The sequence below is a fragment of the Variovorax sp. TBS-050B genome, assembly GCF_029893635.1.
GTDB lineage: Bacteria > Pseudomonadota > Gammaproteobacteria > Burkholderiales > Burkholderiaceae_C > Variovorax.
Genome location: NZ_JARXYR010000002.1, coordinates 673,033 through 696,474, shown reverse-complemented (window position 1 = coordinate 696,474; position 23,442 = coordinate 673,033). Strand labels below are relative to the sequence as shown.

The 23,442-nt window shown below is 70.1% G+C and carries 19 protein-coding genes and 1 pseudogene; 9 read left to right on the top strand and 11 right to left on the bottom strand.

The annotated features are described in order from the left end of the window. The first annotated feature begins 22 nt into the window (after positions 1 to 22). The 4 genes from M2165_RS06260 to oxlT all read left to right on the top strand — a co-directional run bounded on the left by M2165_RS06260 (position 23) and on the right by oxlT (position 4,947). On the top strand, positions 23 to 1,027 hold the full coding sequence (locus tag M2165_RS06260) for a 2-dehydropantoate 2-reductase (RefSeq protein ID WP_280813811.1): 1,005 nt from the start codon (positions 23 to 25) through the stop codon (positions 1,025 to 1,027). A 15-nt stretch (positions 1,028 to 1,042) separates the two neighbouring features. Beyond that, positions 1,043 to 2,467: a pyruvate kinase gene (gene pyk, locus M2165_RS06255; protein ID WP_280813810.1), complete on the top strand. Its 1,425-nt coding sequence runs from the start codon at positions 1,043 to 1,045 to the stop codon at positions 2,465 to 2,467. 94 nt (positions 2,468 to 2,561) lie between these two features. Further along, a complete protein-coding gene (locus M2165_RS06250; RefSeq protein ID WP_280813809.1) occupies positions 2,562 to 3,548 on the top strand; it encodes a LysR family transcriptional regulator in 987 nt (328 codons plus the stop codon). Positions 3,549 to 3,627: 79 nt separating this feature from the next. Further along, positions 3,628 to 4,947: an oxalate/formate MFS antiporter gene (oxlT, locus tag M2165_RS06245; protein WP_280813808.1), complete on the top strand. Its 1,320-nt coding sequence runs from the start codon at positions 3,628 to 3,630 to the stop codon at positions 4,945 to 4,947. 13 nt (positions 4,948 to 4,960) lie between these two features. Here the strand turns inward: oxlT and M2165_RS06240 are convergent, their stop codons facing one another. Continuing rightward, complete coding sequence (locus M2165_RS06240; protein WP_280813807.1) at positions 4,961 to 5,197, bottom strand: hypothetical protein; 237 nt, start codon at positions 5,195 to 5,197, stop codon at positions 4,961 to 4,963. Positions 5,198 to 5,319: 122 nt separating this feature from the next. Between M2165_RS06240 and M2165_RS06235 the strand changes: the two genes are divergently transcribed. Beyond that, complete coding sequence (locus tag M2165_RS06235; protein ID WP_280813806.1) at positions 5,320 to 6,177, top strand: LysR family transcriptional regulator; 858 nt, start codon at positions 5,320 to 5,322, stop codon at positions 6,175 to 6,177. On the opposite strand, the gene M2165_RS06230 is transcribed toward M2165_RS06235, so the two are convergent. From M2165_RS06230 to M2165_RS06200, 7 genes and pseudogenes are all read right to left on the bottom strand, one after another. After that, positions 6,170 to 6,439, bottom strand: coding sequence for a hypothetical protein (locus M2165_RS06230; protein ID WP_280813805.1), 270 nt, complete (start codon positions 6,437 to 6,439; stop codon positions 6,170 to 6,172). The genes M2165_RS06235 and M2165_RS06230 overlap by 8 nt on opposite strands. 124 nt (positions 6,440 to 6,563) lie before the next feature. Beyond that, the gene (locus M2165_RS06225) at positions 6,564 to 10,682 is read right to left on the bottom strand and encodes a translocation/assembly module TamB domain-containing protein (protein WP_280813804.1); all 4,119 of its coding nucleotides are present in this window, start codon (positions 10,680 to 10,682) and stop codon (positions 6,564 to 6,566) included. Between the two features lie 3 nt (positions 10,683 to 10,685). Then, positions 10,686 to 12,614: a BamA/TamA family outer membrane protein gene (locus M2165_RS06220; protein ID WP_280813803.1), complete on the bottom strand. Its 1,929-nt coding sequence runs from the start codon at positions 12,612 to 12,614 to the stop codon at positions 10,686 to 10,688. 73 nt (positions 12,615 to 12,687) lie between these two features. Then, positions 12,688 to 13,875 carry a VWA domain-containing protein gene (locus tag M2165_RS06215; protein ID WP_280813802.1) on the bottom strand — a complete coding sequence of 396 codons (1,188 nt, stop codon included), beginning with the start codon at positions 13,873 to 13,875 and terminating at the stop codon, positions 12,688 to 12,690. A gap of 15 nt (positions 13,876 to 13,890) precedes the next feature. After that, positions 13,891 to 14,488, bottom strand: a pseudogene (locus tag M2165_RS06210) (GNAT family N-acetyltransferase). Positions 14,489 to 14,519: 31 nt separating this feature from the next. Beyond that, on the bottom strand, positions 14,520 to 14,774 hold the full coding sequence (locus M2165_RS06205; protein ID WP_280813801.1) for a hypothetical protein: 255 nt from the start codon (positions 14,772 to 14,774) through the stop codon (positions 14,520 to 14,522). Further along, a complete protein-coding gene (locus M2165_RS06200) occupies positions 14,771 to 15,625 on the bottom strand; it encodes a MoxR family ATPase (RefSeq protein WP_280813800.1) in 855 nt (284 codons plus the stop codon). Before M2165_RS06200 ends, M2165_RS06205 begins: the two co-directional genes overlap by 4 nt. A 165-nt stretch (positions 15,626 to 15,790) precedes the next feature. On the opposite strand from M2165_RS06200, the gene M2165_RS06195 reads away from it, so the two are divergent. Then, complete coding sequence (locus M2165_RS06195) at positions 15,791 to 16,483, top strand: c-type cytochrome (RefSeq protein WP_280813799.1); 693 nt, start codon at positions 15,791 to 15,793, stop codon at positions 16,481 to 16,483. A gap of 81 nt (positions 16,484 to 16,564) precedes the next feature. Here the strand turns inward: M2165_RS06195 and pcaG are convergent, their stop codons facing one another. Beyond that, on the bottom strand, positions 16,565 to 17,173 hold the full coding sequence (gene pcaG / locus M2165_RS06190; protein WP_280817481.1) for a protocatechuate 3,4-dioxygenase subunit alpha: 609 nt from the start codon (positions 17,171 to 17,173) through the stop codon (positions 16,565 to 16,567). 24 nt (positions 17,174 to 17,197) lie between these two features. Next, positions 17,198 to 17,923, bottom strand: coding sequence for a protocatechuate 3,4-dioxygenase subunit beta (gene pcaH, locus M2165_RS06185; protein WP_280813798.1), 726 nt, complete (start codon positions 17,921 to 17,923; stop codon positions 17,198 to 17,200). A 104-nt stretch (positions 17,924 to 18,027) separates the two neighbouring features. Here pcaH and M2165_RS06180 point away from each other — a divergent pair, with 104 nt between their 5' ends. After that, positions 18,028 to 19,026: a LysR substrate-binding domain-containing protein gene (locus M2165_RS06180; RefSeq protein ID WP_280813797.1), complete on the top strand. Its 999-nt coding sequence runs from the start codon at positions 18,028 to 18,030 to the stop codon at positions 19,024 to 19,026. Between the two features lie 7 nt (positions 19,027 to 19,033). On the opposite strand, the gene M2165_RS06175 is transcribed toward M2165_RS06180, so the two are convergent. Continuing rightward, positions 19,034 to 19,468 carry a DUF1841 family protein gene (locus M2165_RS06175; protein ID WP_280813796.1) on the bottom strand — a complete coding sequence of 145 codons (435 nt, stop codon included), beginning with the start codon at positions 19,466 to 19,468 and terminating at the stop codon, positions 19,034 to 19,036. A 312-nt stretch (positions 19,469 to 19,780) separates the two neighbouring features. Between M2165_RS06175 and M2165_RS06170 the strand changes: the two genes are divergently transcribed. Continuing rightward, positions 19,781 to 22,750 (top strand): hypothetical protein, encoded by a 2,970-nt coding sequence (locus M2165_RS06170; RefSeq protein ID WP_280813795.1) that lies wholly within the window; start codon positions 19,781 to 19,783, stop codon positions 22,748 to 22,750. 82 nt (positions 22,751 to 22,832) lie between these two features. Continuing rightward, complete coding sequence (pal, locus tag M2165_RS06165; RefSeq protein WP_280813794.1) at positions 22,833 to 23,339, top strand: peptidoglycan-associated lipoprotein Pal; 507 nt, start codon at positions 22,833 to 22,835, stop codon at positions 23,337 to 23,339. Positions 23,340 to 23,442 lie beyond the last annotated feature (103 nt).

The window sequence follows — 23,442 nt, the reverse complement described above, 5'->3', positions numbered from 1 at the left end:
ATCAACAACCTTGGGGATCGACATGAAGATTGCAGTCATCGGCGCAGGCGCCATCGGTGGACTCGTGGGCGCCAAGCTCGCGCTGGCCGGCGAGGACGTCACGTTCATCGTGCGGGGCCACAACCTCGACGCCATTGCCACCAACGGCTTCAAGCTCATCGGCGCCGACGGGCAGGAACAGGTCGCGCTGAACGCGAAGGCCACCGACCGCTACGACCAGGCCGGGCCGCAGGACATCGTGATCCTCGCGATGAAGGCACACCAGGTCGAGGCCGTGGCCAACGAGGTGCCCAAGCTCTTCGGGCCCGAGACCGTGGTCGTGACGATGCAGAACGGCATCCCGTTCTGGTACTTCCACCAGCACGGCGGCGCGCTCGCGGGCACGCCGGTGCGCAGCGTCGATCCGAACGGCATCGTGGCCGCGAAGATCCCGGCGGAGCGCGTCATCGGCTGCGTGGTCTATCCCGCCTCCGAACTCGTCGCGCCGGGCGTGGTCCGGCACATCGAGGGCGACCGCTTCCCCGTCGGCGAGCTCGACGGTTCGGCCAGCGAGCGCGTGAACCGCGTCGCGGCCTGCTTCACTGCCGCGGGCTTCAAGGCGCCGGTGCTCGACAACATCCGCGCCGAGATCTGGCTCAAGCTCTGGGGCAACCTCACCTTCAATCCGATCAGCAGCCTCGCGCATTCGACGCTGGTCGACATCTGCCAGTACCCGCTGTCGCGCGAACTCGCGGCCGCGATGATGCGCGAGGCGCAGGACGTGGCGCACAAGCTCGGCATCGAGTTCCGCGTGACGCTGGAGAAGCGGATCGCGGGCGCCGAGAAGGTCGGCAAGCACAAGACCTCGATGCTGCAGGACGTGGAGGCGGGGCGCGCCCCCGAGATCGACGCGCTGGTCGGCGCGGTGGTCGAGCTCGCGCGCCTCACCGAGACGCCCACGCCGCACATCGACAGCGTGTACGCCCTCGTCAAGCTGCTCGCGCGCGCGATGGAAGCGCAGCAGGGCCGCGTCTGTCTCGTGTCCTGAACCGGAGCACCGACGATGCGACGCATGCGCAGCGCCAAGATCGTGGCCACGCTGGGGCCGGCCACCACCGACGAGCCGGCCATCCGCGCGCTGTTCGAGCGCGGCGTCGACGTGTTCCGGCTCAACTTCAGCCACGGCACGCAGCACGACCATGCGCGCCGGCTCGAGACCATCCGCCGGCTCGAGAAGGAGTTCGGCCGCCCGATCGGCGTGCTGCTCGACCTGCAGGGACCGAAGCTCCGGCTCGGCACCTTCGAGGGCGGCCGCGCGCAGCTCGAGGCGGGTGCGCGCTTCCGGCTCGACATGGATGCGACCAGCGGCAGCGCACGCCGCGCGCCGCTCTTGCATCCCGAGATCTTCGCGGCGCTGCAGGTGGGCACGGAGCTGCTGCTCGACGACGGCAAGCTGCGGCTGCGCGTGGACAGCCACGGCGCCGACTTCGCCGAGACCACGGTGCTGGTCGGCGGCCCGATCTCCGACCGCAAGGGCGCCAACGTGCCGAGCGTGGTGCTGCCGATCTCGCCGCTCACGCCCAAGGACCGCGACGACCTCGCCTGCGGCCTCGCGATGGGCGTGGACTGGGTGGCGCTGTCCTTCGTGCAGCGGCCCGAGGACATCGAGGAGGCGCGTGCGCTGATCGGCACGCAGGCCTGGATCATGGCCAAGCTCGAGAAGCCCGCGGCCATCGAACACCTCGACGCGATCGTCGCGCTGTGCGACGGCGTGATGGTGGCGCGCGGCGACCTCGGCGTGGAGCTGCCGCCCGAGCGCGTGCCCGAGCTGCAGCGGCTCATCGTGCGCGCCTGCCGCAAGGGCGGCAAGCCGGTGGTGGTGGCCACGCAGATGCTCGAATCGATGATCGCCGCGCCGGTGCCCACGCGCGCCGAGGTGTCCGACGTGGCCACCGCGGTCTACGACGGCGTGGACGCGGTGATGCTCTCGGCCGAGTCGGCCTCGGGCCGGTATCCGTTCGAGGCGGTGGCGATGATGGAGCGCATCATCGCGCGCGTGGAGGCCGACGCCTCGTACCGCGTGGGCATCGACGCCACGCACGACGCCGCGCTGTCGACCACCGCCGACGCGGTCTGCGCCTCCATGCGGCAGGTGGCAACGCTGCTCGCGCCGGCCGCCACCGTGACCTACACCTCCTCGGGCTTCACCAGCCTGCGCGCCGCGCGCGAGCGGCCGGCGGTGCCGATCCTGAGCCTCACGCCCGACATCGCCACCGCGCGCCGCATGGCGATGGTGTGGGGCGTGCATGCGGTGCTCGTCGACGACGTGCGCGACGTGGCCGAGATGATCGACTGCGCCTGCCGCACCGCCTGCGCCGAGGGCTTCGCGGCCAAGGGCAGCGACGTGGTCGTGGTCGCGGGCCTGCCCTTCGGCCAGTCGGGCACCACCAACCTGCTGCACGTCGCGCGCATTCCCGATCATTCGTGATCGCGAATACTTGACCGCCGTCATGCGGCGCGCGCGCCGGCGGTCATAGCATCGGGGCTTCTTTCCTCCCGCGAACGAAGCCGCCGGTCATCCCATGAAGCACGCCACCCTGCGCCAGTTGAAGGTCTTCGAAGCGGTGGCGCGGCTGCTGAGCTTCTCGCGCGCGGCGGAGGAGCTGCATCTCACGCAGCCGGCCGTGTCCACGCAGGTGCGCAAGCTCGAGGAGCATGCGGGCAACGCGCTGTTCGAGCAGTTCGGCAAGAAGATCTACCTCACGCCCGCGGGCACTGAGCTGCTGCAGATCAGCCGCGCGATCATCCAGCAGTTCGAAGCCGCCGAGAACGCGATGCTGCAGTTCAACGGCGTCTCGGGCGGCAAGCTCAACGTGGGCGTGATCAGCGCGGGCGACTACTTCTTCCCGCGCCTGCTGGTCGAGTTCGCGAGCCGGCACCGCGGCGTGACGCTGAACTTCACCGTCCACAACCGCGCCGAGCTCATGAGCCGCATCGCGGACAACCTCACCGATCTCGCGATCATGGTGCGCCCGCCGACCGACCTCGACACGCTCAACCAGCCCTTCGCGCCGCATCCTTATGTGATCGTCGCCGCGCCGAACCATCCGCTCGCGGATGTGCCGCGCATTCCGGTCGCGCGCCTCATGCGCGAGCCCTTCGTGGTGCGCGAGAAGGCCTCCGACACCTGGCATTCGATGGAGGACGGCTTCGGCGGCGACCTGAGCGGCATCAACGTCGCCATGGAGATCCGCAGCACCGAGACCATCAAGCAGGCGGTGATCGCGGGCATGGGCGTGAGCTTCATGTCGGCCCACACCGTGAGCCAGGAGCTGCGCGCCGGCAGCCTGCGCGTGCTCGACGTCGAGGGCTTTCCGCTGATGCTCAACTGGTACGTGGTGCACCGGCGCACCAAGCGCCTGCCGCCGGTGGCGCAGGCCTTCAAGGACTTCCTGCTGGCCGATGGTCCGGGGCTCATCGCGCAGATCGTGCCGTTCGACGGCGTGCGTTGTGCGCCCTCGGCCACGGGCCCTAGGGATATCACCGATGCCCGCGCCGGCATCGATTGACTGCGGTCAAGAGTGTTCGGCGCGCGAAGTCCGACAGTCTTCTCTTCCTTAAAACACTACATGAAGACAAAGGAAGACCATGACTCGGCCTACGACCTCGCTCGCCGGTTCCAGCCCGGCCGCCTATCCCCACCACCACGACGCGGCAGCCAGCCGATCCGAGACCTACCGATGGGGCCAGCTGCTCATCGGCATCGTCTGCATGGCGATGATCGCCAACCTGCAGTACGGCTGGACGCTGTTCGTCAATCCGATCGCGGAGAAGCACGGCTGGAGCCGCGCCGCGATCCAGGTGGCCTTCACGATCTTCGTGCTCACTGAAACCTGGCTGGTGCCGATCGAGGGCTATCTGGTCGACCGCTTCGGCCCGCGGCCGGTGGTGCTCGTGGGCGGCATCCTCTGCGGGCTCGGATGGGTGCTCAATTCCTTCGCGTCCTCGCTGCCGCTGCTCTACGTGGCCGCGGCCATCGGCGGGCTCGGCGCGGGCGCGGTGTACGGCACCTGCGTGGGCAATGCGCTGAAGTGGTTCCCCGACCGGCGCGGCCTCGCGGCGGGCATGACGGCCGCAGGCTTCGGCGCCGGCTCCGCGCTCACGATCATCCCGATCTCCACGATGATCCACACGAGCGGCTACGAAGCGGCCTTCCTCTACTTCGGCATCGGACAGGGGCTCATCGTGTTCCTGCTGGCCTGGGCGCTCACGCGGCCGCCCGCGCATGCGGCCGGGTCGACCAACCGCAACGTGCAGCAGTCGAAGCGCGACTATGCGCCCTCGGAAGTGCTGCGCTCGCCGGTGTTCTGGGTGATGTACGCGATGTTCGTGATGGTGGCCGCGGGCGGGCTCATGGCCACGGCCCAGCTCGCACCGATCGCGCAGGACTTCAAGATCATCGACGTGCCGGTCAACATCATGGGCCTGGTGCTGCCCGCGCTGACCTTCGCGCTCGCGATCGACCGCGTGCTCAACGGCATCACGCGGCCCTTCTTCGGCTGGGTGTCCGACCGCATCGGCCGCGAGCAGACGATGTTCGTTGCCTTCGCGCTGGAAGCGGTGGGCATTCTCATGCTCTACCACTACGGCCACCATCCGGTGCTGTTCGTGGTGCTCACCGGCATCGTGTTCTTCGCATGGGGCGAGATCTACAGCCTCTTTCCCTCGACCTGCGCCGACACCTTCGGCTCGAAGTACGCGGCCTCGAACGCGGGCATGCTCTACACGGCCAAGGGCACGGCCTCGCTGCTGGTGCCGCTGTCGAGCATGCTCGCCGCGGCCACGGGCAGCTGGCAGGCGGTGTTCATCGCGGCCAGCGCGGTCAACGCGGCGGCGGCACTGCTCGCATGGTTCGTGCTGCGCCCGATGCGGCGCCGGCACATCGCGCAGAGCCGCCTCTCCGCCTGAAGCGGCGGCAGGCTCAGCGCAGGCCGATGCGCGAGGCGCGCGCACGCAGCTGCCGGGCCTGCGCCGGATCGGCGGCCTCGATCTCGTCGGCCGCGACCTGCAGCGCGCGCATCTGCTCCACCTCGCCGATTATCCTGTTGGGGTTCAGCAGGGCTTCGGCGAGCATCAGGGCTTCGTCGACGATCGCGCGGGAGACATCGGCCAGCGTTTCGGAGGCGCTGGAACGAAGAGGCTGTCGAAGGGTGGACATGAAAGGGCTCCTGGTTGCTTGCTTCGGATGCCTGCATCTTCCTGCCGCCTTCGCATCAAGTAAAACGATATTAATTGCGAGTTGAATGCAAAAATAATGCATTCAATCGGAGCGCGTCGGCAATGGACATCAACCTGGCCCGGACCTTTCTCGCGATCGTGGAGACGCGCAGCTTCCAGCGCGCGGCCGAGCGGCTGCACGTCACGCAGACCTCGGTGAGCGCGCGCGTGCGCACGCTCGAAGAACTGCTGGGCCGCGCGCTCTTCGTGCGCAACAAGGCCGGCGCGGTGCTCACGCCGGCCGGCGAGCAGTTCCTGCCGCATGCCACCACGCTGGTGCAGGTGTGGGAGCGCGCGCGGCACCAGGTGGCGGTGCCCGAAGGCAGCCGCGCGGTGCTTGCCATTGGCTGCGAGATCAGCCTCTGGGACCCGCTGCTCCTGCAGTGGCTGCTGTGGATGCGCGGCGCCGCGCCGCAGCTCGCGATCCGCACCGAGGTCGGCTTTCCGCACGACCTGCTCGACAAGGTGGCCGCGGGCGTGCTCGACATCGCGATCGCCTACGCGCCGCAGCAGCGCCCGGGCCTGCGCGTGGAGCTGCTGATCGAGGAGAAGCTCGTGATGGTCACGACCGCGAAGCGGCCGAAGGTGCCGCAGCCCAGGGACTACGTGTACGTGGACTGGGGCCCCGAGTTCGCGGCGCAGCACGGCCTGGCCTTTCCCGAGCTCTCGAACGCGGCCGTGAGCGCGGGCCTCGGTCCGCTGGGCCGCGAGTACCTGCTGGCCGCGGGCGGCACCGGCTACTTCCGGCACGACGTGGTGCGCGCGCACCTCGAATCGGGCCGGCTGCGGCGCGTGCCGGGAACGCCGGAGTTTCTCTACCCGGCCTACGCGGTGTATGCGGTGGGCGCCGACCGCGCGATCGTCGATCCGGCGCTCGAGGGGCTGCGTCGCGTGGTGAAGGCGGGTCCCGCGCTCAGCTAGGCATCATGTGGCGGGCACGCTGCACGCGCTCTTCGTGCGACTGCAGCAGCGACTCGTAGTACATGCACAGCGGCATGGCGACGAACACCATGCCGGCCACGTAGATGACCAGGCTCATCAGCGGAAAGTCGCCGCCGCCCCAGTAGGGAATGGAGGCCAGCGCGGCGCCGACCGCGATGACCGCGATCACGCATTGCAAGGCGTGGCGCAAGAACGTGGTGCGCGAGTACCCAGGAGGGTCGTACTTCTGACGATCCAGCATTGAACACTCGCCCTTGTCTCCATCATCGTGCATCGTCGTTCCTTTTATGAGGGCGCTAAACATTGTTAGCTCGACGAAATGCGGTGGTCAAGGCGGCAGACCCGCATGGCGGGTCCGGGTTCGCTCAGTCGTATTTCAGGGTGTAGATCAGGTCCACGCCGCTGGTCTGCCCGGCCTGTCCGCGCAGCGTGAGCCGCTGCGTCAGGTCGTAGAAGATGAAGATGGTGCCGAAGGTGCCGCCGAGGCTGCGTTCGTAGGTGAGATAGAAGTCCTTCGACAGCCGCTTGCCGAAGGTGACGGCCGATTCGCGCAGGTCGCCGCCGTTGCCCGGACCCTTGAAGCCGAGTTCGTCGAGGCCGAAGCGGCCCGCCAGGCTGCCGCCGCTCGCGCCCTTGCTGACATGGCCGATCAGCGCGAGCGCTGCCTGCTGCAGCAGCGCGGATTCGCCGCCGCTGGTGGCGGAGGCGCGGCCCAGCACCACCCATGACAGGGTCTCGGCATCGGACAGGGCGGGCTCGGAATAGAGCTTCACGCGCGGCGACTGCGCGGTGCCGGTGATCTGCACGCCGGCGCGCTGCGAGATGTTGGGCCGGATCGCGAGGATGTCGAGCGAGGGGTTGTCGAAGGGGCCGTTGAAGCGCGCGAGGCCGGTCTCGACGTCGAGCTGCTGGCCGTAGGCGCGGTACTGGCCCTTGACCGTGCGCACCTCGCCGGTGATGCGCGGCGGCGCGGCGAGGCTGGTGCTGCGGATCTCGAGCTCGCCCTCCAGCCGCGTGGTGATGCCGCGGCCCTGCACCGCGAAGTCGTCGCCGAGGTCGAAGCCCACCACGATGTCGGGCGGCTTCGCGGTCTGCGGCCGCGCGGCCTGCGCCTCGCTGCGCGCCGACTCGCGGCGGGCCTGCTCGGCCGCCTCGCGGTCCTTGGCGGCGGAGCGCACGACCACGTCGCTGCCCAGGCTCGGCGCGGTCTCGTCGGGCAGGATGATCACCGCGCGGTCGGTCCGCAGCTTGCCGCGCACGCTGAACTGGCCGGCTTCGAGCCGCGCCTGCAGGTTGCCCGAGAGCGTCACCTGCCGGTCGGTGCGCACCAGCACGCGCAGCGCGCGCAGCTCGGCCTGCAGCGCCATGCGGATGCCGCTGGCCGAGGCGCCGGCCGCGCCCCAGGTGATGTCGCCGCGCGCGCTGAGCGAGCCGCCGCCGGCGGCCGCCTCGCTGGCCGCGGTGCTGCGGTTGCCGCTCTGGCCCGCGATGCGTGCCGTGGTGCCTGCGCCGCCCTGCAGCGTGAACTCGGTGAGCGCGATGCGCTCGCCGGTGAGCGTGGCGCGCAGCCGGCCGTCGCGCAGGTCCAGCCCTTCGACCGGTGCGCGCAGCGCGAGCTTGTCGGCGCCCAGCGTGCCGTTCCAGCGCGGTGCCGCGCGGTTGCCCGAGAGCGCCGCGTCGGCATCGAGCGTGCCGGCGATGCGCCAGCCCGGCGGCGCGAGCATCGACCAGACGCCGAGGTTCGGAAGCGTCGCCTTGACGTTGCCCGACAGCGGTGCGTCGGGCGCCCATTGCCAGCCTTCGGCGCGCTGCTGCACGCGCGTGGCGAGCTCGGCGTCGATGCGGCCCGCGCGCTCGCTGTCCCAGGCCAGCGTGGCGCGCACCGCGTCGCCCTGGGCATCGAGCCGCAGCTCGGCCTGGCGCAGGCCTGCCGGCGTGCTCGGCGCGGTGGTGCCGCCCGCGCTCGCGGCATTCATCGTGCGCTCGCTCGCGGTGCCGGTGCCGCGGCTCGTGATGCGCGTGACCAGCGCCGCCTCGCCGGCCTGCACGCGGATGTCGCCGCTCTGGCGGGCGATGCGCGCGCGGGCGCGCAGGGTGTCGCCGGCGTCGATGTCCCAGTCGCCGTCGAACAGCAGGTCACCGCTGATGCCGATCTCGTTGAAGGCGGCGCTGGCGCCGAAGGCCTCGGCCCAGGCCATCGGCAGGCCCTGCAGGCGGCCTTGCGACTGCAGGCGGAAGGCCTGGTTCGGGGCGGCGCCGCTGCGCGTGAAGCGCAGCGGCTGCCATTCGATGCGCACCGTGCCGGGCACCGGCCCGCGCAGCGTGGCCGTAGCGGCCGAAGCCTCGACGTCGAGGCGGCTCGCGGCGCCGCTGCCGCTGGTGCGGATGCTGGCGCTGACCTCGCGGCCCAGCTCCAGGGTCCATGGTGCCGCGGGCGCGCCGCCGGGTCCGGGGCGCGCACTGTCCTGCGCCTGCAGCCGCAGGCTCGCGAGCGCCGCGCGCCACTGGTCGGCACCCGTGAGGCCGCCGCTCGCGCGCGCATCGAGCGTGAGCTTCTGCGTGCCGGTCGTGGCTTCGCCCTTGAGCGCGAGCGTGGCCTGCATCAGGCTGCCGGCAAGGTCGGCCTGCACGTCGCGCAGCTGCAGCGTGGTGGCCGCCGCGCCGTTGCCGGCGCTGCCGCCGTTTGGCGCCGCCGGCATGCGCAGTTCGAGCCGGGGCACGCCGAGCGCCGCCTTGAGGCTCGGCTCGGCCGCGCCGCGCTGCGCGGGGGCGCCGGGGTTCTCGAGCCGCCGCTGGATGGTCTGCCAGCCGCCCTGCCAGCTCGCATCGAGCCGCGCCGCGCCCTTGGCCGTGCGGCCCGCGAACAGTTTCGACATCTCGGGCAGGCCCTCGATCCAGCGCTGCACGGCCTCGGCATCGTCGATGCGCGCCTTCAGTTCGCCGCCGCCCTGCGCGGGGGCGATCCGGCCGTCGAGCTGCGCGCTCGCGCCGGGCAGCTTCATGTCGAGCTTGCCGCTCGCGGCCTGCTCGGCCACGCGCACCTGCAGCCGGCCCTCGATGCTCGCGCGCTCGGCTTCGAGCCGCAGGCTGCGCAGGTCGAGCACCTGTTCCTTCCACTGGCCCTGGGCCAGCACGCGCTCGAGGCCGAAGCCGGGCAGGGCGGCGCTGCCGGCGCCGCCCTCGGCGCGCAGCGCCACGTCGAAGCCGATGGTCTCGTCGCGCTGTTGCGCCGTGACCGTGCCGTTGACCGGCGCACCCGAGAGCTCGCTGTGCAGCAGGCCCGGCCGCACGCCTCGCACGGTGGCGCGCGCCTGCCATGGCGCGGGCGCGGGGCTCCACCGGCCCTCGGCCTCGATGCGGCCGCCGCCCGTGCGCAGCGAGACGGCGGGGAAGCGCCAGTGGGTGCCGTCGAAGCCCACGCGCGCCTCGACCTGTTCGAGCGGCAGCGCACCCTTGTCCCACGGGCCGGCCACGGCGTTGGCGAGGCTGGCCGTCGCCTGCCAGGCGTCCGGCCCGGTGGCCGCATCGGGCTGCAGCGCGACGCGGCCGGTCAGGCGCGTGCGCGGCGCGCCGGGCCAGAGGCTGGCCGCATCGACGTTGCGCAGGTCGGCCTGCGCATCGATCACCGGCTGCGGCAGCCAGGGCGCCACATGCGCCTGCAGCTTCGCTTCCATCGGCGTCTCGGCGTCGGGCTCGGCCGGCTTCAGTTCGGCGGCCACGCGCAGCCGCGCGCCGGTGCCCGCGAGCGTGCCGTCGATGTTCGCCCCGGCCAGCACCTCGATGCTGCGGTCCTCGGCGAGCGGCGCCTTCACGCGGCCCTGGAGCGCGGCTTCGAGCGCCATCGGCGCGGCGCCCTGCAGCTTGACCTGGGCGCTGTAGTGGCCGTCGGCAATGTCGACGCCGGCCACGTCGAGCGCGTGCCGCCCCTCCGTGTAGCGGTAGTGGCCCGCGAGCTGCGCGGCCTGCAGCGCGGGCGGTCCGCTCCAGCGCAGTTCGTCGATGCGGAAGGGCAGGTCGACTTCGATCGGCAGCGCGAACTGTTCGAGCGGCTCCGTCGGCGCATCGCTCGGCGGGCCGCGGCGCTCGACGAGCAGGCGTGCCGCATGCACTTCGCCGAGCTGGACCTTGCGCCGGAACAGCGGTGCGAGCTGCCAGCCGATCTCGGCCTCGTGCACCTCGACCGCGAGGCTCTCGCTCTGCCAGCGCAGCCAGCCGATGCGTCCGCCGGTGCGCAGCGAGCCCGTGACCTCGCGGCTTTCGAGCGTCTGCCCCGCGGGCATGTACTGCGCGGCCCGCGCGATGGCAAAGGCCAGCGACTGGTTGGAGCCGATCCACCACCAGGCGCCGGCGCCGACCACGAGCAGCAGCGCGAGCAGGCCGGCCACCGTCCAGGCCAGCGCGCGCAGTGCGCGGCGCGTGAGGGTGCGCGGCGGTGGCGGCGGCATCTTGTCGGGCGAGTGCGGAGTTTGCGTTTCGGTCTGCATCGCTCAGAAGGTGAAGCCGAGGCGGAAGTGCAGGCGGAACTTCTTCGTGTCCACGCCATAGGCAAGATCGGCCTGCACCGGCCCGACCGGGCTGCGCCAGCGTGCGCCCACGCCCACGCCGACCTTGGGCTTGAGTTCGCCGGGCTTGTCGGCCACCGCGCCGGCGTCGACGAAGACCGTGCTCTCCCATTCGGTGAGCTTGTTGTCGTAGACGAAGGGCCGCTGCCATTCGAGGCTCACGACGCCGAGGTAGCGGCCGGCCACGATCTGTCCGTCGGCGCGCTCGGTGCCGATCTGGCGATAGCTGTAGCCGCGCACGGTGGTGTCGCCGCCGGTCAGGAACATCAGCGTGGAAGGGATCTGCGCGCTCTCCTTGGCGGCCACCGCACCGGCTTCGGCGCGCAGCTGCAGGCGGCTGCGGCGTGCGAGCGTGGCGGCGTCGCGGCCTTCGGCGAAGCCCAGCGGCAGCACGCCAAGCCAGCGTGCGTAGGTGCGCGTGAAGGGCAGGCGCTCGCCGGTCAGCGTGTAGCCCGCGGCGAGTTCGAGCGCGAGGCCGAAGCCGCGCGTGGGCGCGCCGTTGTCGTCGAAGTAGCGGCCGGTCCAGCCCCAGTTGGCGGTCACGGCCGAGGCCGAGGGCGGGGCGTTGGTGCCGCGGTTCTGCGCGTAGTCGTACTGCAGGAAGTAGCTGCGGTCGATGTGGCCGCTCGACTTGCTGCGGCCGCTGCGCAGGCGGCCGCTGTCGACCACGTAGCTGCCAGAGGTCTCGCTCTTGAGCTCGGTGCCAGCGAACCAGCGCCAGCCGCGGTCGTCGGGGATGGCGTTCCAGTTGGTGCCGAGCGACTTGACGTCGCTGTCGACCGACAGCCGCGAGACCGCGCGCCAGCCGAGCAGCGGCATGCGGTTGTGGATGTGGTCGATCGACAGGCGCGGACCGCTGTCGGTGGTGAAGCCCGCGCCGAGCACCACCTTCTGCAGCGGCGCTTCGCGCAGTTGCGCGATCACGGGCGCGGCCAGCGGCGTGCCGCTCTCGGTGTCGAGCGTGAGGAACACCGAGTCGTAGTAGCCGCTGCTCGCGAGGCGCTGCTGCGCATCGAGCAGCTTCTGCTGGTCGTAGTCGGTGCCGGTGGGCAGCTGGGCGATGCGGCGCGCGCCGTCGGCGTCGTAGCGCTCGACGCCGCGCAGCACGAGCGGACCGAAGCGGTAGGCCGGGCCCGACTGGTAGGTGACGCCGAGCCGCGCCTCGTGGCGGTCGGCATCGATCTCGGCGCGGCTCGTGCCGATGCTGCCGGTGGGAAAGCGCCTGGCCGTGAGGCTGCGCAGCGCCGCGGTCTTGGCGTTATCCCAGCCCTGCTGCGTGAACGGCTGGCCCGCGCGCAGCGCCCATGCGGTGCGGATCGAGTCGCGCTGCGCCTCGGCGGTGGGGTCGGAGGCGATCGCGCCCTGGTAGTCGATCTGCACCGTGCTCACGTGGGTGAGCGGCCCGGGCTCGACCGTGATGACGATCTCGCGCGGCGCCTTGGTGCTGGCCGGCGTTTCGTTGAGTTCGAGCGTCAGCGTGGGCGTGAAGTAGCCGAGCGTGCCGAGCAGTTCGCGCGCGTTGGCTTCGGCGGCCACCATGAGGCGCGAGATCTCGGTCGCGCCGAGGTCGTCGAGCGTGCGGTAGCGCTGGAGTTCGAGGTGCAGCGTGAGGTACTCGCGCACCGTGTCGGGCCCGCGCACCTCGACCGTGAAGGCGTCGCGGCGCGCGCCGTCCTTCTTCGCGCCCTCGGCGGCGCCGGTCTCGCCCTCACGCACCAGTGCGGGCGCGCCGGCGGGCCTTTCGCCGGCCGCGTCGCGCTTCGGCAGCAGGCTGCAACCCTGCAGAAGCAGGACGCCGAAAAAAAGCAAAGCCGGCAACCACGCCGGCGTGAAGACTGGAGCCGCCCTGAACATGCGCGGATTTTGACAGCAAGGCGCGCCGAATCCGGTAAGCGGGCCGATACAGAGACGGCCGCGGCGTGCAGTCCTACTTCGAAAGCATGCGCATCGCGTCCTCGAGGCCGCGCAGGGTCAGCGGGTACATGCGGTTCGACATCAGCTGCTGCATCACCGCGATGCTCTGGCGATACTGCCACATGCCCTGCGGCTCGGGGTTGATCCAGGCGAACTTCGGGAAGGCATGCGTGAGGCGCTGGATCCACTCGGCGCCCGCTTCCTCGTTGTTGTACTCGACGCTGCCGCCGGGCTGCAGGATCTCGTAGGGGCTCATGGTCGCGTCGCCGACGAAGATGAGCTTGTAGTCCTTGTTGTACTTGCGCAGGATGTCCCAGGTCGCGAACTTCTCGGAGAAGCGGCGCTTGTTGTTCTTCCACATGAAGTCGTAGACGCAGTTGTGGAAGTAGTAGAACTCCAGGTGCTTGAACTCGGTCTTCACGGCCGAGAACAGCTCTTCCACGCGCTGGATGTGCTCGTCCATCGTGCCGCCCACGTCCATCAGCAGCAGCACCTTGACGTTGTTGTGGCGCTCGGGGCGCATCTTGATGTCGAGCAGGCCCGCGTTGGCGGCCGTCTTGTGGATGGTCTCGTCGAGGTCGAGCTCGTCCTCGTGGCCCTCGCGCGCGAACTTGCGCAGCCGGCGCAGCGCGACCTTGATGTTGCGCGTGCCGAGCTCCTGCGTGTCGTCGTAATCCTTGTAGGCGCGCTGGTCCCACACCTTCACCGCGCTCCTGTTCTTGCCCGCGCCGCCGATGCGCACGCCCTGCGGGTTGTAGCCGCCGTGGCCGAAGGGCGAGGTGCCGCCGGTGCCGATCCACTTGTTGCCGCCCTCGTGGCGCTCCTTCTGCTCCTCGAAGCGCTTCTTGAGCGTTTCCATGAGCTCGTCCCAGCCCATCTTCTCGATCTTGGCCTTCTCCTCGGCCGTGAACTCGCGCTCCAGCGTCTTGCGCAGCCAGTCGAGCGGCACTTCCTTGGTGAAGTCGGTCAGCATCTCGACGCCCTTGAAGTAGGCGGCGAAGGCGCGGTCGAACTTGTCGTAGTGCTTCTCGTCCTTCACCAGCGCGGTGCGCGAGAGGTAGTAGAAGTCGTCCATGCCGAAGGCGCCGTCGGAATTCGGCCCCACCACGTCGGCCTGCAGCGCCTCGAGCAGCGTGAGGTATTCCTTGACCGACACCGGCAGCTTGGCCGAGCGCAGGGTGTAGAAGAAGTCGATGAGCATGGCGGCAGACCTCCTTCAGCTTCGCGGCTTGTCGAGCAGATAGAGCAGCTGTGCCTTGACCTCGGGCCATTCGCCCGAGCGCAGGCTGTACATGACGGTGTCGCGGGATCGTGCCGTCGCGCCTCAATGCATGGCCGCGGATCACGCCGTCCTTCTTGGCGCCGAGCCGCTCGATGGCGGCCTGCGACGCGAAGTTGAAATTGTCGGTGCGCCAGCCCACCACGTGGCAGCCGAGGGTATCGAAGGCGTGGCTCAGCATCAGCAGCTTGCAGGTGGTGTTGACGTGCGTGCGCTGGCAGCGCCTGGCGTACCAGGTGTAGCCGATCTCCACGCGCTTCACCGCGGGCAGGATGTCGTGGAAGCTGGTGCTGCCGAGCACGGTGCCGGTCGCGGCCTCGGTCACGGCGAAGGCGAAGCGGTGGCCGGCCTCGCGGCCCGCGAGCGCGGTCTCGATGTAGGCGCGGGTTTCTTGCGGCTCGGGCACCGAGGTCACGCGCAGTTTCCAGAGTTCGCCGTCGGCCGCGGCCGCGCGCAGGCCTTCTTCATGGTCGAGCGCGAGCGGCACCAGTGCGAGGTCGCGGGCCTTCAGCGTGACGGGTTCGACGAATGCCATCTCACAACACCTTCGAAGCAGATTCTTTTTTTCAGCGCGGCGGCTTGCCGTACTTGCGGTCGTACCACAGGCGCGCGAGTTGCACGCCGCCACCGCCGCCCAGGCCGATCAGCAGGATGCCGAAGATCTCGCGGTTGCCCCAGCCGTCGGGGCCGAAGGCATCGAGCCCGAGCAGAAGGCCGATCCAGCGGCCGAGCAGGGCGCCCAGGAAGAACAGCACGGCCTGCGCGAGGCCCAGCTTGAACAGCTGGCCGACCGGGTGCGCCTCGTGGCCCTGCGGGTTCATCGGTTGTTGCGCTGCATGAAGACGAGCTTCTCGAAGAGCGTCACGTCCTGTTCGTTCTTGAGCAGCGCGCCCACGAGCGGCGGCACGGCGACCTTGTCGTCTTTGCTCTGCAGCGCCTCGAGCGGAATCTCCTCGGCCATCAGCAGCTTGAGCCAGTCGAGCAGTTCGGAGGTCGAGGGCTTCTTCTTCAGGCCGGGCAGGTTGCGCACGTCGTAGAAGGTCTTCATCGCGGCCGTGAGCAGTTCCTGCTTGAGGCCGGGGAAGTGCACCGCCACGATGTGCTTCATGGTCTCGGCGTCGGGGAACTTGATGTAGTGGAAGAAGCAGCGGCGCAGGAAGGCGTCGGGCAGTTCCTTCTCGTTGTTCGAGGTGATGAACACCACCGGCCGGTGCTTGGCGCGGATCAGTTCGCGCGTCTCGTAGCAGTAGAACTCCATGCGGTCGATTTCCCGCAGCAGGTCGTTCGGGAATTCGATGTCGGCCTTGTCGATCTCGTCGATCAGGAGCGCCACCGGCTGGTCGGCCGTGAAGGCCTGCCAGAGCACGCCCTTGACGATGTAGTTGTGGATGTCGCGCACGCGCTCGCCGCCGTCGACGTCGGCGAGCTGCGAGTCGCGCAGGCGGCTCACCGCGTCGTATTCGTAGAGGCCCTGCTGCGCCTTGGTGGTCGACTTGATGTGCCACTGCAGCAGCGGCAGCCCGAGCGACTGCGCCACTTCCTCGGCCAGCATGGTCTTGCCGGTGCCGGGTTCGCCCTTGACGAGCAACGGACGTTTGAGGGTGATGGCGGCATTGACCGCCAGCATCAGGTCCTGGGTGGCGACGTAGTTGTCAGAGCCCTTGAATTTCATGAGTCGGCGCGCGCAAGGTGGAAAGGGTGGGTGGTGGAGAAAAGAACACACTCGATCCCGCTGGATGCAACCTCTTGGGCGGCTTGCATGGGGTCGGGGAGGACCCTTGCATATAATCGAATGTTGATTCGAAAAACTGTATCTCCACGAGATTGTGCGCGCAAAATGAACAAGTTGTTGACCACGATGTTTGCCTTCGCTGTCGCTTGCGTGACGGTCTCGGCGCAGGCCCAGCAAGTCACGGGCAAGGCCCAGGACGGTTCCAAGAAGGTGGCGATGTGCGTGGGCTGCCACGGCATCATCGGCTACCAGGCCAGCTTCCCGGAGATCCACAAGGTGCCGATGATCGCGGGCCAGAGCGCCAGCTACATCAGCGCGGCGCTCACCGCCTACAAGGGCGGCGACCGCAAGCACCCCACCATGCGCGCGATCGCCGACACGCTCAGCGAGCAGGACATCGCCGACATCGCGGCCTACTACAGCCAGCTCGGCCTGAAGGAGGGCGATGCGCCCCCCGCCGCCCCGGCCAAGCCCATGCCCGAGAACGTGCAGGCGCTGGTGTCGCGCGACAAGGACAACAGCTGCACCAAGTGCCACGGCGCCAACTTCAACACGCCGAACGACGGCACCGTGCCCAAGCTGGCCGGCCAGCATGCCGACTACCTGCTCGTGGCGCTCAAGTCGTACCGCGTGAAGAACAACCTGCACCTCGGCCGCTCGAACGCGGTGATGGCCCAGCAGGTCGAGCCCAAGAAGTTCACCAACGCCGAACTCAAGACGCTCGCGAGCTACATCAGCTCGCTGCCCGGCGAGCTCAAGACGGTGCCTGAATCGCGCCTGCACCGCGCCGGCGAGTAACCGCACCGCGGCCGAAGAGCCCAAGAAAAAAGCCCGCTGCGCGGGCTTTTTGCTTTTGGGGCGGGCGCTTTCGCCTGCTGCTCAGATGTCGAAGAACACCGTTTCCTCGGCGCCCTGCATGCGGATGTCGAAGCGGTAGCTCACCGCGCCGCCCTGTTCCACGCGCTCGGCGATCAGCGTGTGGCGGCGCTCGGCCGGCACGCTCGCCAGCACGGCGTCGCGCGCATTGGCCTCGGCCTCGTCGCTGAAGTACACGCGCGTGAACGCATGCAGCAGCAGGCCGCGCATGAGCACGATCACGTTGATGTGCGGCGCTTCGCCAGGCGACTCGGCGCCCGGCTTCACGGTGTGGAAGACGAAGCGGTTCTGCGCGTCTGTGCCCGTGCCCACGCGGCCGAAGGCGCGGAAGCCGATCTCGCGCGCCTCGGCCGGCGTCTGCGGATAGCGGCCTTCGCCGTCGGCCTGGCTGATCTCCACGAGCGCATCGTTGATCGGGTTGCCGTCGCCGTCGAGCACGCGGCCTTCGAGCCGGATGCGCCGGCCCGAGGCGTTGTCGAGCGCCACCACGGCGTCGAAGGGCTGGTCGAAGTCGTAGCCGTACTGCGAGGCCGTGAGGCCGTAGGCGAAGTAGGGGCCCACCGTCTGCGAGGGGGTCTGGCCGAAGTCGGCTTCCTGGGCGGTCATCAGCATGTCGTTCATGTCGCGTCTCCTGGCTCAGCGGTTCTCGAAAGGCGTCTCGTCGGCGCCGCGCAGCACGATGTCGAACTGGTAGCCCAGCGCGTAGCCTTCCTCGGTGATGTCGAGGCTGAAGTCGGCGATCAGCCGGTTGCGGTAGCGCTCGGGCGTGCCGGTGACCATCGGGTCGTACTGCAGCAGCGGATCGCCCGGGAAGTACATCTGCGTCACGAGCCGGCTCGCGAAGCTCTGGCCGAACAGCGACAGGTGGATGTGCTGCGGGCGCCAGGCGTTCGGATGGTTGCCCCAGGGGTAGGCGCCGGGCTTGATGGTGAGGAAGCGGTAGCGGCCCTCGCTGTCGGTCAGGCAGCGGCCGGCGCCGAGGAAGTTGGGATCGAGCGGCGCGTCGTGCTGGTCGACCTTGTGCACGTAGCGGCCCGCGGCATTGGCCTGCCACAGCTCCACCAGCGTGTTCGCGACCGGGCGGCGGCGCTCGTCGAGCACGCGGCCGGTGAGGATCATGCGCTCGCCCAGCGGCTCGCCGTTCCTGCGGGCGTTGCGCGTCAGGTCATGGTCGAGCGCGCCGATGCTGTCGTGGCCGTAGACCGGCTGCTGCAGCTCGCCGAGGGCCGCCTTCAGCGGCACCAGCGGCTTCTGCGGGCCGCGCTTCATCGTCGACTTGTAGCCGGGGTAGACGTAGGAAGGATGGGCGTCCCAGTCGCGCGGCGTGAGGATGGCGGGCGAGGCCGGTGTCTTGGTCAACATGTCGTTGTCTCCTGGTGGGGCGGTCGTGTCTGGAGGCTGCACTTTAGAAGCCCGGTCCGATGATGTAAATTGAAGAATGATCCGATTCGAATAACCACAGGTAATTGAAAAACACCGCCGACCTTCGCCAGGACTTCCTGCGCAACGTGCAGCTGCGGCACCTGCGCTGCCTCGTGGCGGTGGCGCAGGAGCGCCATCTGGCGCGCGCCGCCGAGCGGCTCTCGCTGAGCCAGCCCGCGGTGTCCAAGACGCTCGCGGAGCTCGAAGCCATCATCGGCGCACGGCTGGTGGAGCGCAGCAAGTCGGGCCGGCGCGGCGTGCAGGGGCTCGCGCCGGCGGGCGAGCAGCTGCTGGCGCATGCGCTGCGCGTGCTGGAGGCGCTCGACGCCAGCGCGCAGGCGGTGGCGCCGGCGGCGGGCGGGCGCATCGAGCGGCTGCGCATCGGCGCGCTGCCGAGCGTGGCGCCGGCGCTGCTGCCGCAGCCGCTGGCGCGCTTTCGCGAGCGCTGGCCCGCGGTGCAGATGGTGGTGAAGAGCGCCGCCAACCCCGTGCTGCTCGACGAGCTGCGCGCCGGCGAACTCGACCTCGTGGTGGGCCGCATGAGCGATCCGCGGCTGATGGGCGGCCTCAGCTTCGAGCTGCTCTACACGGAGCCGCTGGTGTTCGCCGTGCGCGCCGGCCATCCGCTCGCGCTCGGCGCGGCGCGCGCGGTGTCGGTGCAGGCGGTGCTCGGCTATCCGCTGGTGGTCTATGGCGAAGGCACCGTGCCGCGCCACCACACCGAGAGCTTTCTGCAGGCGCGGGGCCTGGCGCTCCCGGCCGACGCGCTGCAGACGCTCGATGTGGCCGTGGCGCGCGGGCTGCTGGCGGTGTCGGACGCGGTCTGGATCACCCCGCTCGGCGCTGCGCGCGGCGAGCTCGCCGAGCGCCGCCTCGTGCGCCTGCGCATCGAGACCGCGGGCACCGACGAGCCCGTCGGCCTGCTGCTGCGCAGCGACGCCGAGCCCTCGCCGCCGCGCGCCGCCATGGCTGCGCTGCTGCGCGAGGCCGCCAAGCGGCAGGGCGCGCCGCTTTCGCAGCCCCGAAAAAAAACCGCGGCGTGACCCGCGCCTAGTCCCGCGTTGCGCGCCGCTGCACGCAGGCGACGTAGGCCTCGCCGTCGGGCGGCCGGCCGGCGCGCTGGCTCTCCCACATCATCTGCCCCAGGCAGTCCATCGCCTCATGGTGCGCATCGAGCAGCGAACCGCGGCGCGCCGCCAGCAGTTCCACCGCCTGGCGGATGCCGCGCGGCTGGTCGATCGAACACTGCTCGCTGATCGACAGGTGCATCGACAGATGGAGGAACGGGTTCTCGCGCCCGTTCGCGCCGTCGTACACGCGCGCGACCGCGGCATCGGCATCGGCCAGGTCGGCGTGGTATTCGGGATGCGCTTCGATCCATCCCGCGGCGATCGTCTCCAGCGCTTCCATCGGCAGGCCCTGCCGCTGCTTTGCATAGACGTCGCAGAAGAAGCGCCGCACGTCTTCCTGGGAGGGATTGAACATATGTGTAGAAGTGAAGAGAAAGCGAACGCGGGGCGAACGAAAGAAGGAAGGAAAGGAAGAGGCCGGATTCTCGGTCCGGACGGTCTCGCAACAGGCCCGATGTTCCGGTAGCGGCACGTTACGCCGTTACGTAACGAAGGGCCCGAAGACCCCTCCAAACCGCGTTTCCGGCCTCGGCCGGCCGGCCGTCGTTTTCAAGAATATCCATGTAGATCAACGACTTGCGTGTTTCGTGGCGCCGGGCGCGGGACGGATCTTCAAAGCGGCACGCTAGTTGCCCCTGTAGACGCATCTTTTGTCACAGAGGCTGCCATGAACGCTCCACAAGCATCGACCAATTCGACCGAAGGACTCGCCGCCAGTGGCGTGGCACCCGTGGTCGTCGCCCAGGCCACCGGCACCCCGCTCGGCGCATCCGCCGCCGCGGTGTCGCCGGCACCCGCCGCCGCCGCGGCACCCGCAAGCATCGGCACATTGTCCAATGCGACGCCGGGTGTCGCCGTGATGCGCGACGGTGTCCGCATTCCGGTGGAGGGCAATCAGACCCTGATCGCCGGCGACCGCGTGCTCGTGCCCGAGGGCGGCCAGGCCAACGTGCTGTTCCCCGGCTCGGCCACCAACAAGGCGCCGCTGGCCGGCGTCTTCACCGGCGGCACCGACGCCACCATCGGCTCGACCAAGCTGCCGGGCGGCCTCGAACAGGTGAACGTCGACGTGGCGCAGGGCGACCTGCAGGTCACGCCGCCCGACAGCGATGCCGAAGCGGCCGCGCTGGCCGTGAGCAAGAAGCTTCCCGCCGCGGCCGGTCTCGGCCTCGGCGAATTCGCCCTCGGCGCCCTCGGTGCCGCGGGCCTTGGCGCCGCGCTGGGCGGCGGTGGGAGCGATGGCGGCGGTGCCGGTTTCATTCCGCTGCCCGTGGGCGAGGCCGATGCCGACGCGGATGCCGATGCGGACGCCGATGCGGATGCGGACGGGGATGCTGATGCCGATGCCGATGCCGATGCCGACGCCGACGCCGATGCAGATGCCGACGCCGATGCAGATGCCGACGCCGATGCCGACGCCGACGCGGACGCGGACGCGGACGCCGATGCCGATGCAGATGCCGACGCGGATGCAGATGCGGACGCGGATGCGGACGCGGATGCCGATGCCGATGCCGATGCCGACGCCGACGCCGACGGCGACTCCCTCCTCAACCCCGGCGACAACGCTGTCGGTGGCGTGATCGGCACGGTCAACGACAACCTCGGCCTGGGCGATTCGCTCGACCCGGTCACCTACGTCGTCGACGAAACGACCGACCTCGTCGACGACATCCTCTCGCCCGTGCTCGGCGACAACTTCACGCGCGACGATCCGAACCAGTTCGATCCCGTCGACGACGTGGCCGAGACCGTGCTCGACGACGTGGACGGCGTGCTCAACCCGGTGCTCGATCCGCTGCTCGGCAACGGCGCGACCGATGCGCTCGTGGGACAGGTCGACCACGTCACCGATGCGCTGCAGAACGGCCTCGACAACCTGCTGGGCGACAACGGCATCCTCACCGGCGTGACCGGCGCACTCGGACTCGACGGCGTCGTCGACACCCTCATCGGCGACGGCGGCGTGGTCGAGACCGTGGTCGAGGGTCTGCTCGGGGAGAACAGCCTCGTGCAAGGCCTGCTCGCCGAAGAAGGCCTGGTCGGCGGCCTCCTGGCCGAAGACGGCGCGCTCGGCGGCCTGCTCGCCGAGGATGGCCTGGTCGGCGGTCTGATCGGCGACGTGATGGCCGACGAAGGCCTGGTCGGCGGCCTGCTGGGCGACGACGGCCTGCTCGGCGGTCTGTTGGGCGGCCCGCTCGGCGACGAGGGCCTGCTCGGCGACCTGATGGGCAGCGACGGCCTGGTCGGCGGCCTGATCGGCGAAGAAGGCCTGGTCGGCGGCCTGCTCGGCGGCGACGGCGCGCTCGCCGGCGTGCTCGGCAGCGAAGGCCTCACCGGCGGCCTGCTGGGCCAGGACGGCGTCGTGGACAACCTGCTCGGCGCCAACGGCGTGGTGGGCGGCCTGCTGGCCGACAGCCCGATCGGCGGCCTGCTCGGTGGCGACGATGCGCTGCTGGGCGGCGTGCTCGACGGCGTGATCGGTGACGAAGGCCTGCTGGGCGGCCTGATCGGCGAGGGCGGCCTCGGCGGCGGCCTCTTCGGTTCCGGCGGCGTGCTGGGCAACGAAGGCCCGGTGGGCAGCCTGCTCGGCGGCGATCTGCTGGGTGGCGATCTGCTCGGTGGCGTGCTCGGCGGCGAACTCCTGGGTGGCGACCTGCTGGGCGGTGTGCTCGGCGAGGACGGCATCGTGGGTGGCTTGCTCGGCGGAGATCTGCTGGGTGGCGACCTGCTTGGTGGCGTGCTCGGCGAGGACGGCATCGTGGGTGGCCTGCTCGGTGGTGACCTGCTCGGTAGTGTGCTGGGTGAGGACGGCATCGTCGGCGGTCTGCTCGGCGGCGATCTCCTGGGTGGCGATCTGCTCGGCGGCGTGCTCGGCGAGGACGGCATCGTGGGCGGCGTGGTCGGCGGCGATCTCCTGGGCGGTGATCTGCTCGGCGGCGTGCTCGGCGAGGACGGCATCGTCGGCGGCTTGCTCGGCGGTGACCTGCTGGGCGGCGATCTGCTCGGCGGCGTGCTCGGCGAGGACGGCATCGTCGGCGGCCTGCTCGGCGGCGACCTCCTGGGTGGCGACCTGATCGGCGGCGTGCTCGGCGAAGACGGCATCGTCGGCGGCCTGCTCGGCGGCGACCTGCTGGGCGGCGATCTGCTCGGCGGCGTGGTCGGCGAAGACGGCATCGTCGGCGGCCTGCTCGGCGGTGACCTCCTGGGCGGCGACCTGCTCGGCGGCGTGGTCGGTGAAGACGGCGTCGTCGGCGGCCTCCTCGGCGGCGACCTGCTGGGCGAGGACGGTCTGGTCGGCAGCCTGCTCGGCAGCGACGGCCTGCTGGGCGGCGGCCTGGTGGCGAACATCCTCGAACCGGTGGTCGAGGTGGCCGGCAACGTGGCCGAGACCGTGGAACCGGTGGTCGCCACCGTCTCCGAAGTGGCGCAGCCCGTGACCGACATCCTCGCCGGTGCGGGCAGCACGCTCGAGCCGGTGGTCGCGACGGCGGCCGGCGTGGTCGACACCGTCGAGCATGCCGCGCCGATCGTGACCGACGTGGTGACCCCGATCACCAGCCTCGTGGATCAGGTCGCCGGCAGCAACAGCGTGCTGACGCCGGTCTCGAACATCCTGCACGGCCTGCTGGGCTGAGCAACGAGCACCGAAGGGTCACGACAAGAACGACAGCAAGAGGGACAGGCCGCCACCCGGCCTGTCCCGCGAAAGGATCAGCATGAAAAAGAATTTCCGGATACTGGCCATCGTCACCCTGGCCGCGAGCCTGGCCGCCTGCGGCTCCGCGCCCAAGGAAGGACGCGACGACGCCAAGTACTACTTCTCGAACAAGACCGCGGCCCCGGTGGCGAAGGTGGAGCCACCGCCGCCGCCGCCGGTGCAGAACGGCCCGGTCGGCGTGGCGCGGATCGTGTACTTCGACTTCGACAAGTTCGACATCAAGCCGCAATACCGGAGCGTCGTGGAAGCGCATGCGAACTTCCTGCGCAACCGGCCCACGGCCCGCGTGGTGATCGAGGGCCACACCGACTCGCGCGGCGGCCGCGAATACAACCTCGCGCTCGGCCAGCGCCGCGCCGAATCGGTCCAGCGCGCGCTCTCGCAGCTGGGCGTGCCGGCCGACCGCGTCGAGGCGATCAGCTGGGGCATGGAGAAGCCCGCTTCGCAGGAAACCACCGAGGAGGGCTACCAGCTCAATCGCCGAGCCGAATTCAGCTACCGCTGAAACCGGAGAACCGCGATGCCTTCGACGGGAGAGCCCGGCCGCACACGTCAGAGCGAGCGCAGATGACGGGCGCGACCGGTCTCCCGCATTCGATCGGGGCCGA

Bases quoted from the DNA above. Each gene is read 5' to 3' on its own strand.
- M2165_RS06175 (WP_280813796.1), bottom strand. From the start codon at position 19,468: ATGTTCAATCCCTCCCAGGAAGACGTGCGGCGCTTCTTCTGCGACGTC.
- pyk (WP_280813810.1), top strand. From the start codon at position 1,043: ATGCGACGCATGCGCAGCGCCAAGATCGTGGCCACGCTGGGGCCGGCC.
- pal (WP_280813794.1), top strand. From the start codon at position 22,833: ATGAAAAAGAATTTCCGGATACTGGCCATCGTCACCCTGGCCGCGAGC.
- M2165_RS06240 (WP_280813807.1), bottom strand. From the start codon at position 5,197: ATGTCCACCCTTCGACAGCCTCTTCGTTCCAGCGCCTCCGAAACGCTG.
- M2165_RS06250 (WP_280813809.1), top strand. From the start codon at position 2,562: ATGAAGCACGCCACCCTGCGCCAGTTGAAGGTCTTCGAAGCGGTGGCG.
- pcaG (WP_280817481.1), bottom strand. From the start codon at position 17,173: ATGCTGATGACCGCCCAGGAAGCCGACTTCGGCCAGACCCCCTCGCAG.
- M2165_RS06195 (WP_280813799.1), top strand. From the start codon at position 15,791: ATGAACAAGTTGTTGACCACGATGTTTGCCTTCGCTGTCGCTTGCGTG.
- pcaH (WP_280813798.1), bottom strand. From the start codon at position 17,923: ATGTTGACCAAGACACCGGCCTCGCCCGCCATCCTCACGCCGCGCGAC.
- M2165_RS06170 (WP_280813795.1), top strand. From the start codon at position 19,781: ATGAACGCTCCACAAGCATCGACCAATTCGACCGAAGGACTCGCCGCC.
- M2165_RS06260 (WP_280813811.1), top strand. From the start codon at position 23: ATGAAGATTGCAGTCATCGGCGCAGGCGCCATCGGTGGACTCGTGGGC.
- M2165_RS06220 (WP_280813803.1), bottom strand. From the start codon at position 12,614: ATGTTCAGGGCGGCTCCAGTCTTCACGCCGGCGTGGTTGCCGGCTTTG.
- M2165_RS06225 (WP_280813804.1), bottom strand. From the start codon at position 10,682: ATGCAGACCGAAACGCAAACTCCGCACTCGCCCGACAAGATGCCGCCG.
- M2165_RS06215 (WP_280813802.1), bottom strand. From the start codon at position 13,875: ATGCTCATCGACTTCTTCTACACCCTGCGCTCGGCCAAGCTGCCGGTG.
- oxlT (WP_280813808.1), top strand. From the start codon at position 3,628: ATGACTCGGCCTACGACCTCGCTCGCCGGTTCCAGCCCGGCCGCCTAT.
- M2165_RS06235 (WP_280813806.1), top strand. From the start codon at position 5,320: ATGGACATCAACCTGGCCCGGACCTTTCTCGCGATCGTGGAGACGCGC.
- M2165_RS06200 (WP_280813800.1), bottom strand. From the start codon at position 15,625: ATGAAATTCAAGGGCTCTGACAACTACGTCGCCACCCAGGACCTGATG.
- M2165_RS06205 (WP_280813801.1), bottom strand. From the start codon at position 14,774: ATGAACCCGCAGGGCCACGAGGCGCACCCGGTCGGCCAGCTGTTCAAG.
- M2165_RS06230 (WP_280813805.1), bottom strand. From the start codon at position 6,439: ATGCTGGATCGTCAGAAGTACGACCCTCCTGGGTACTCGCGCACCACG.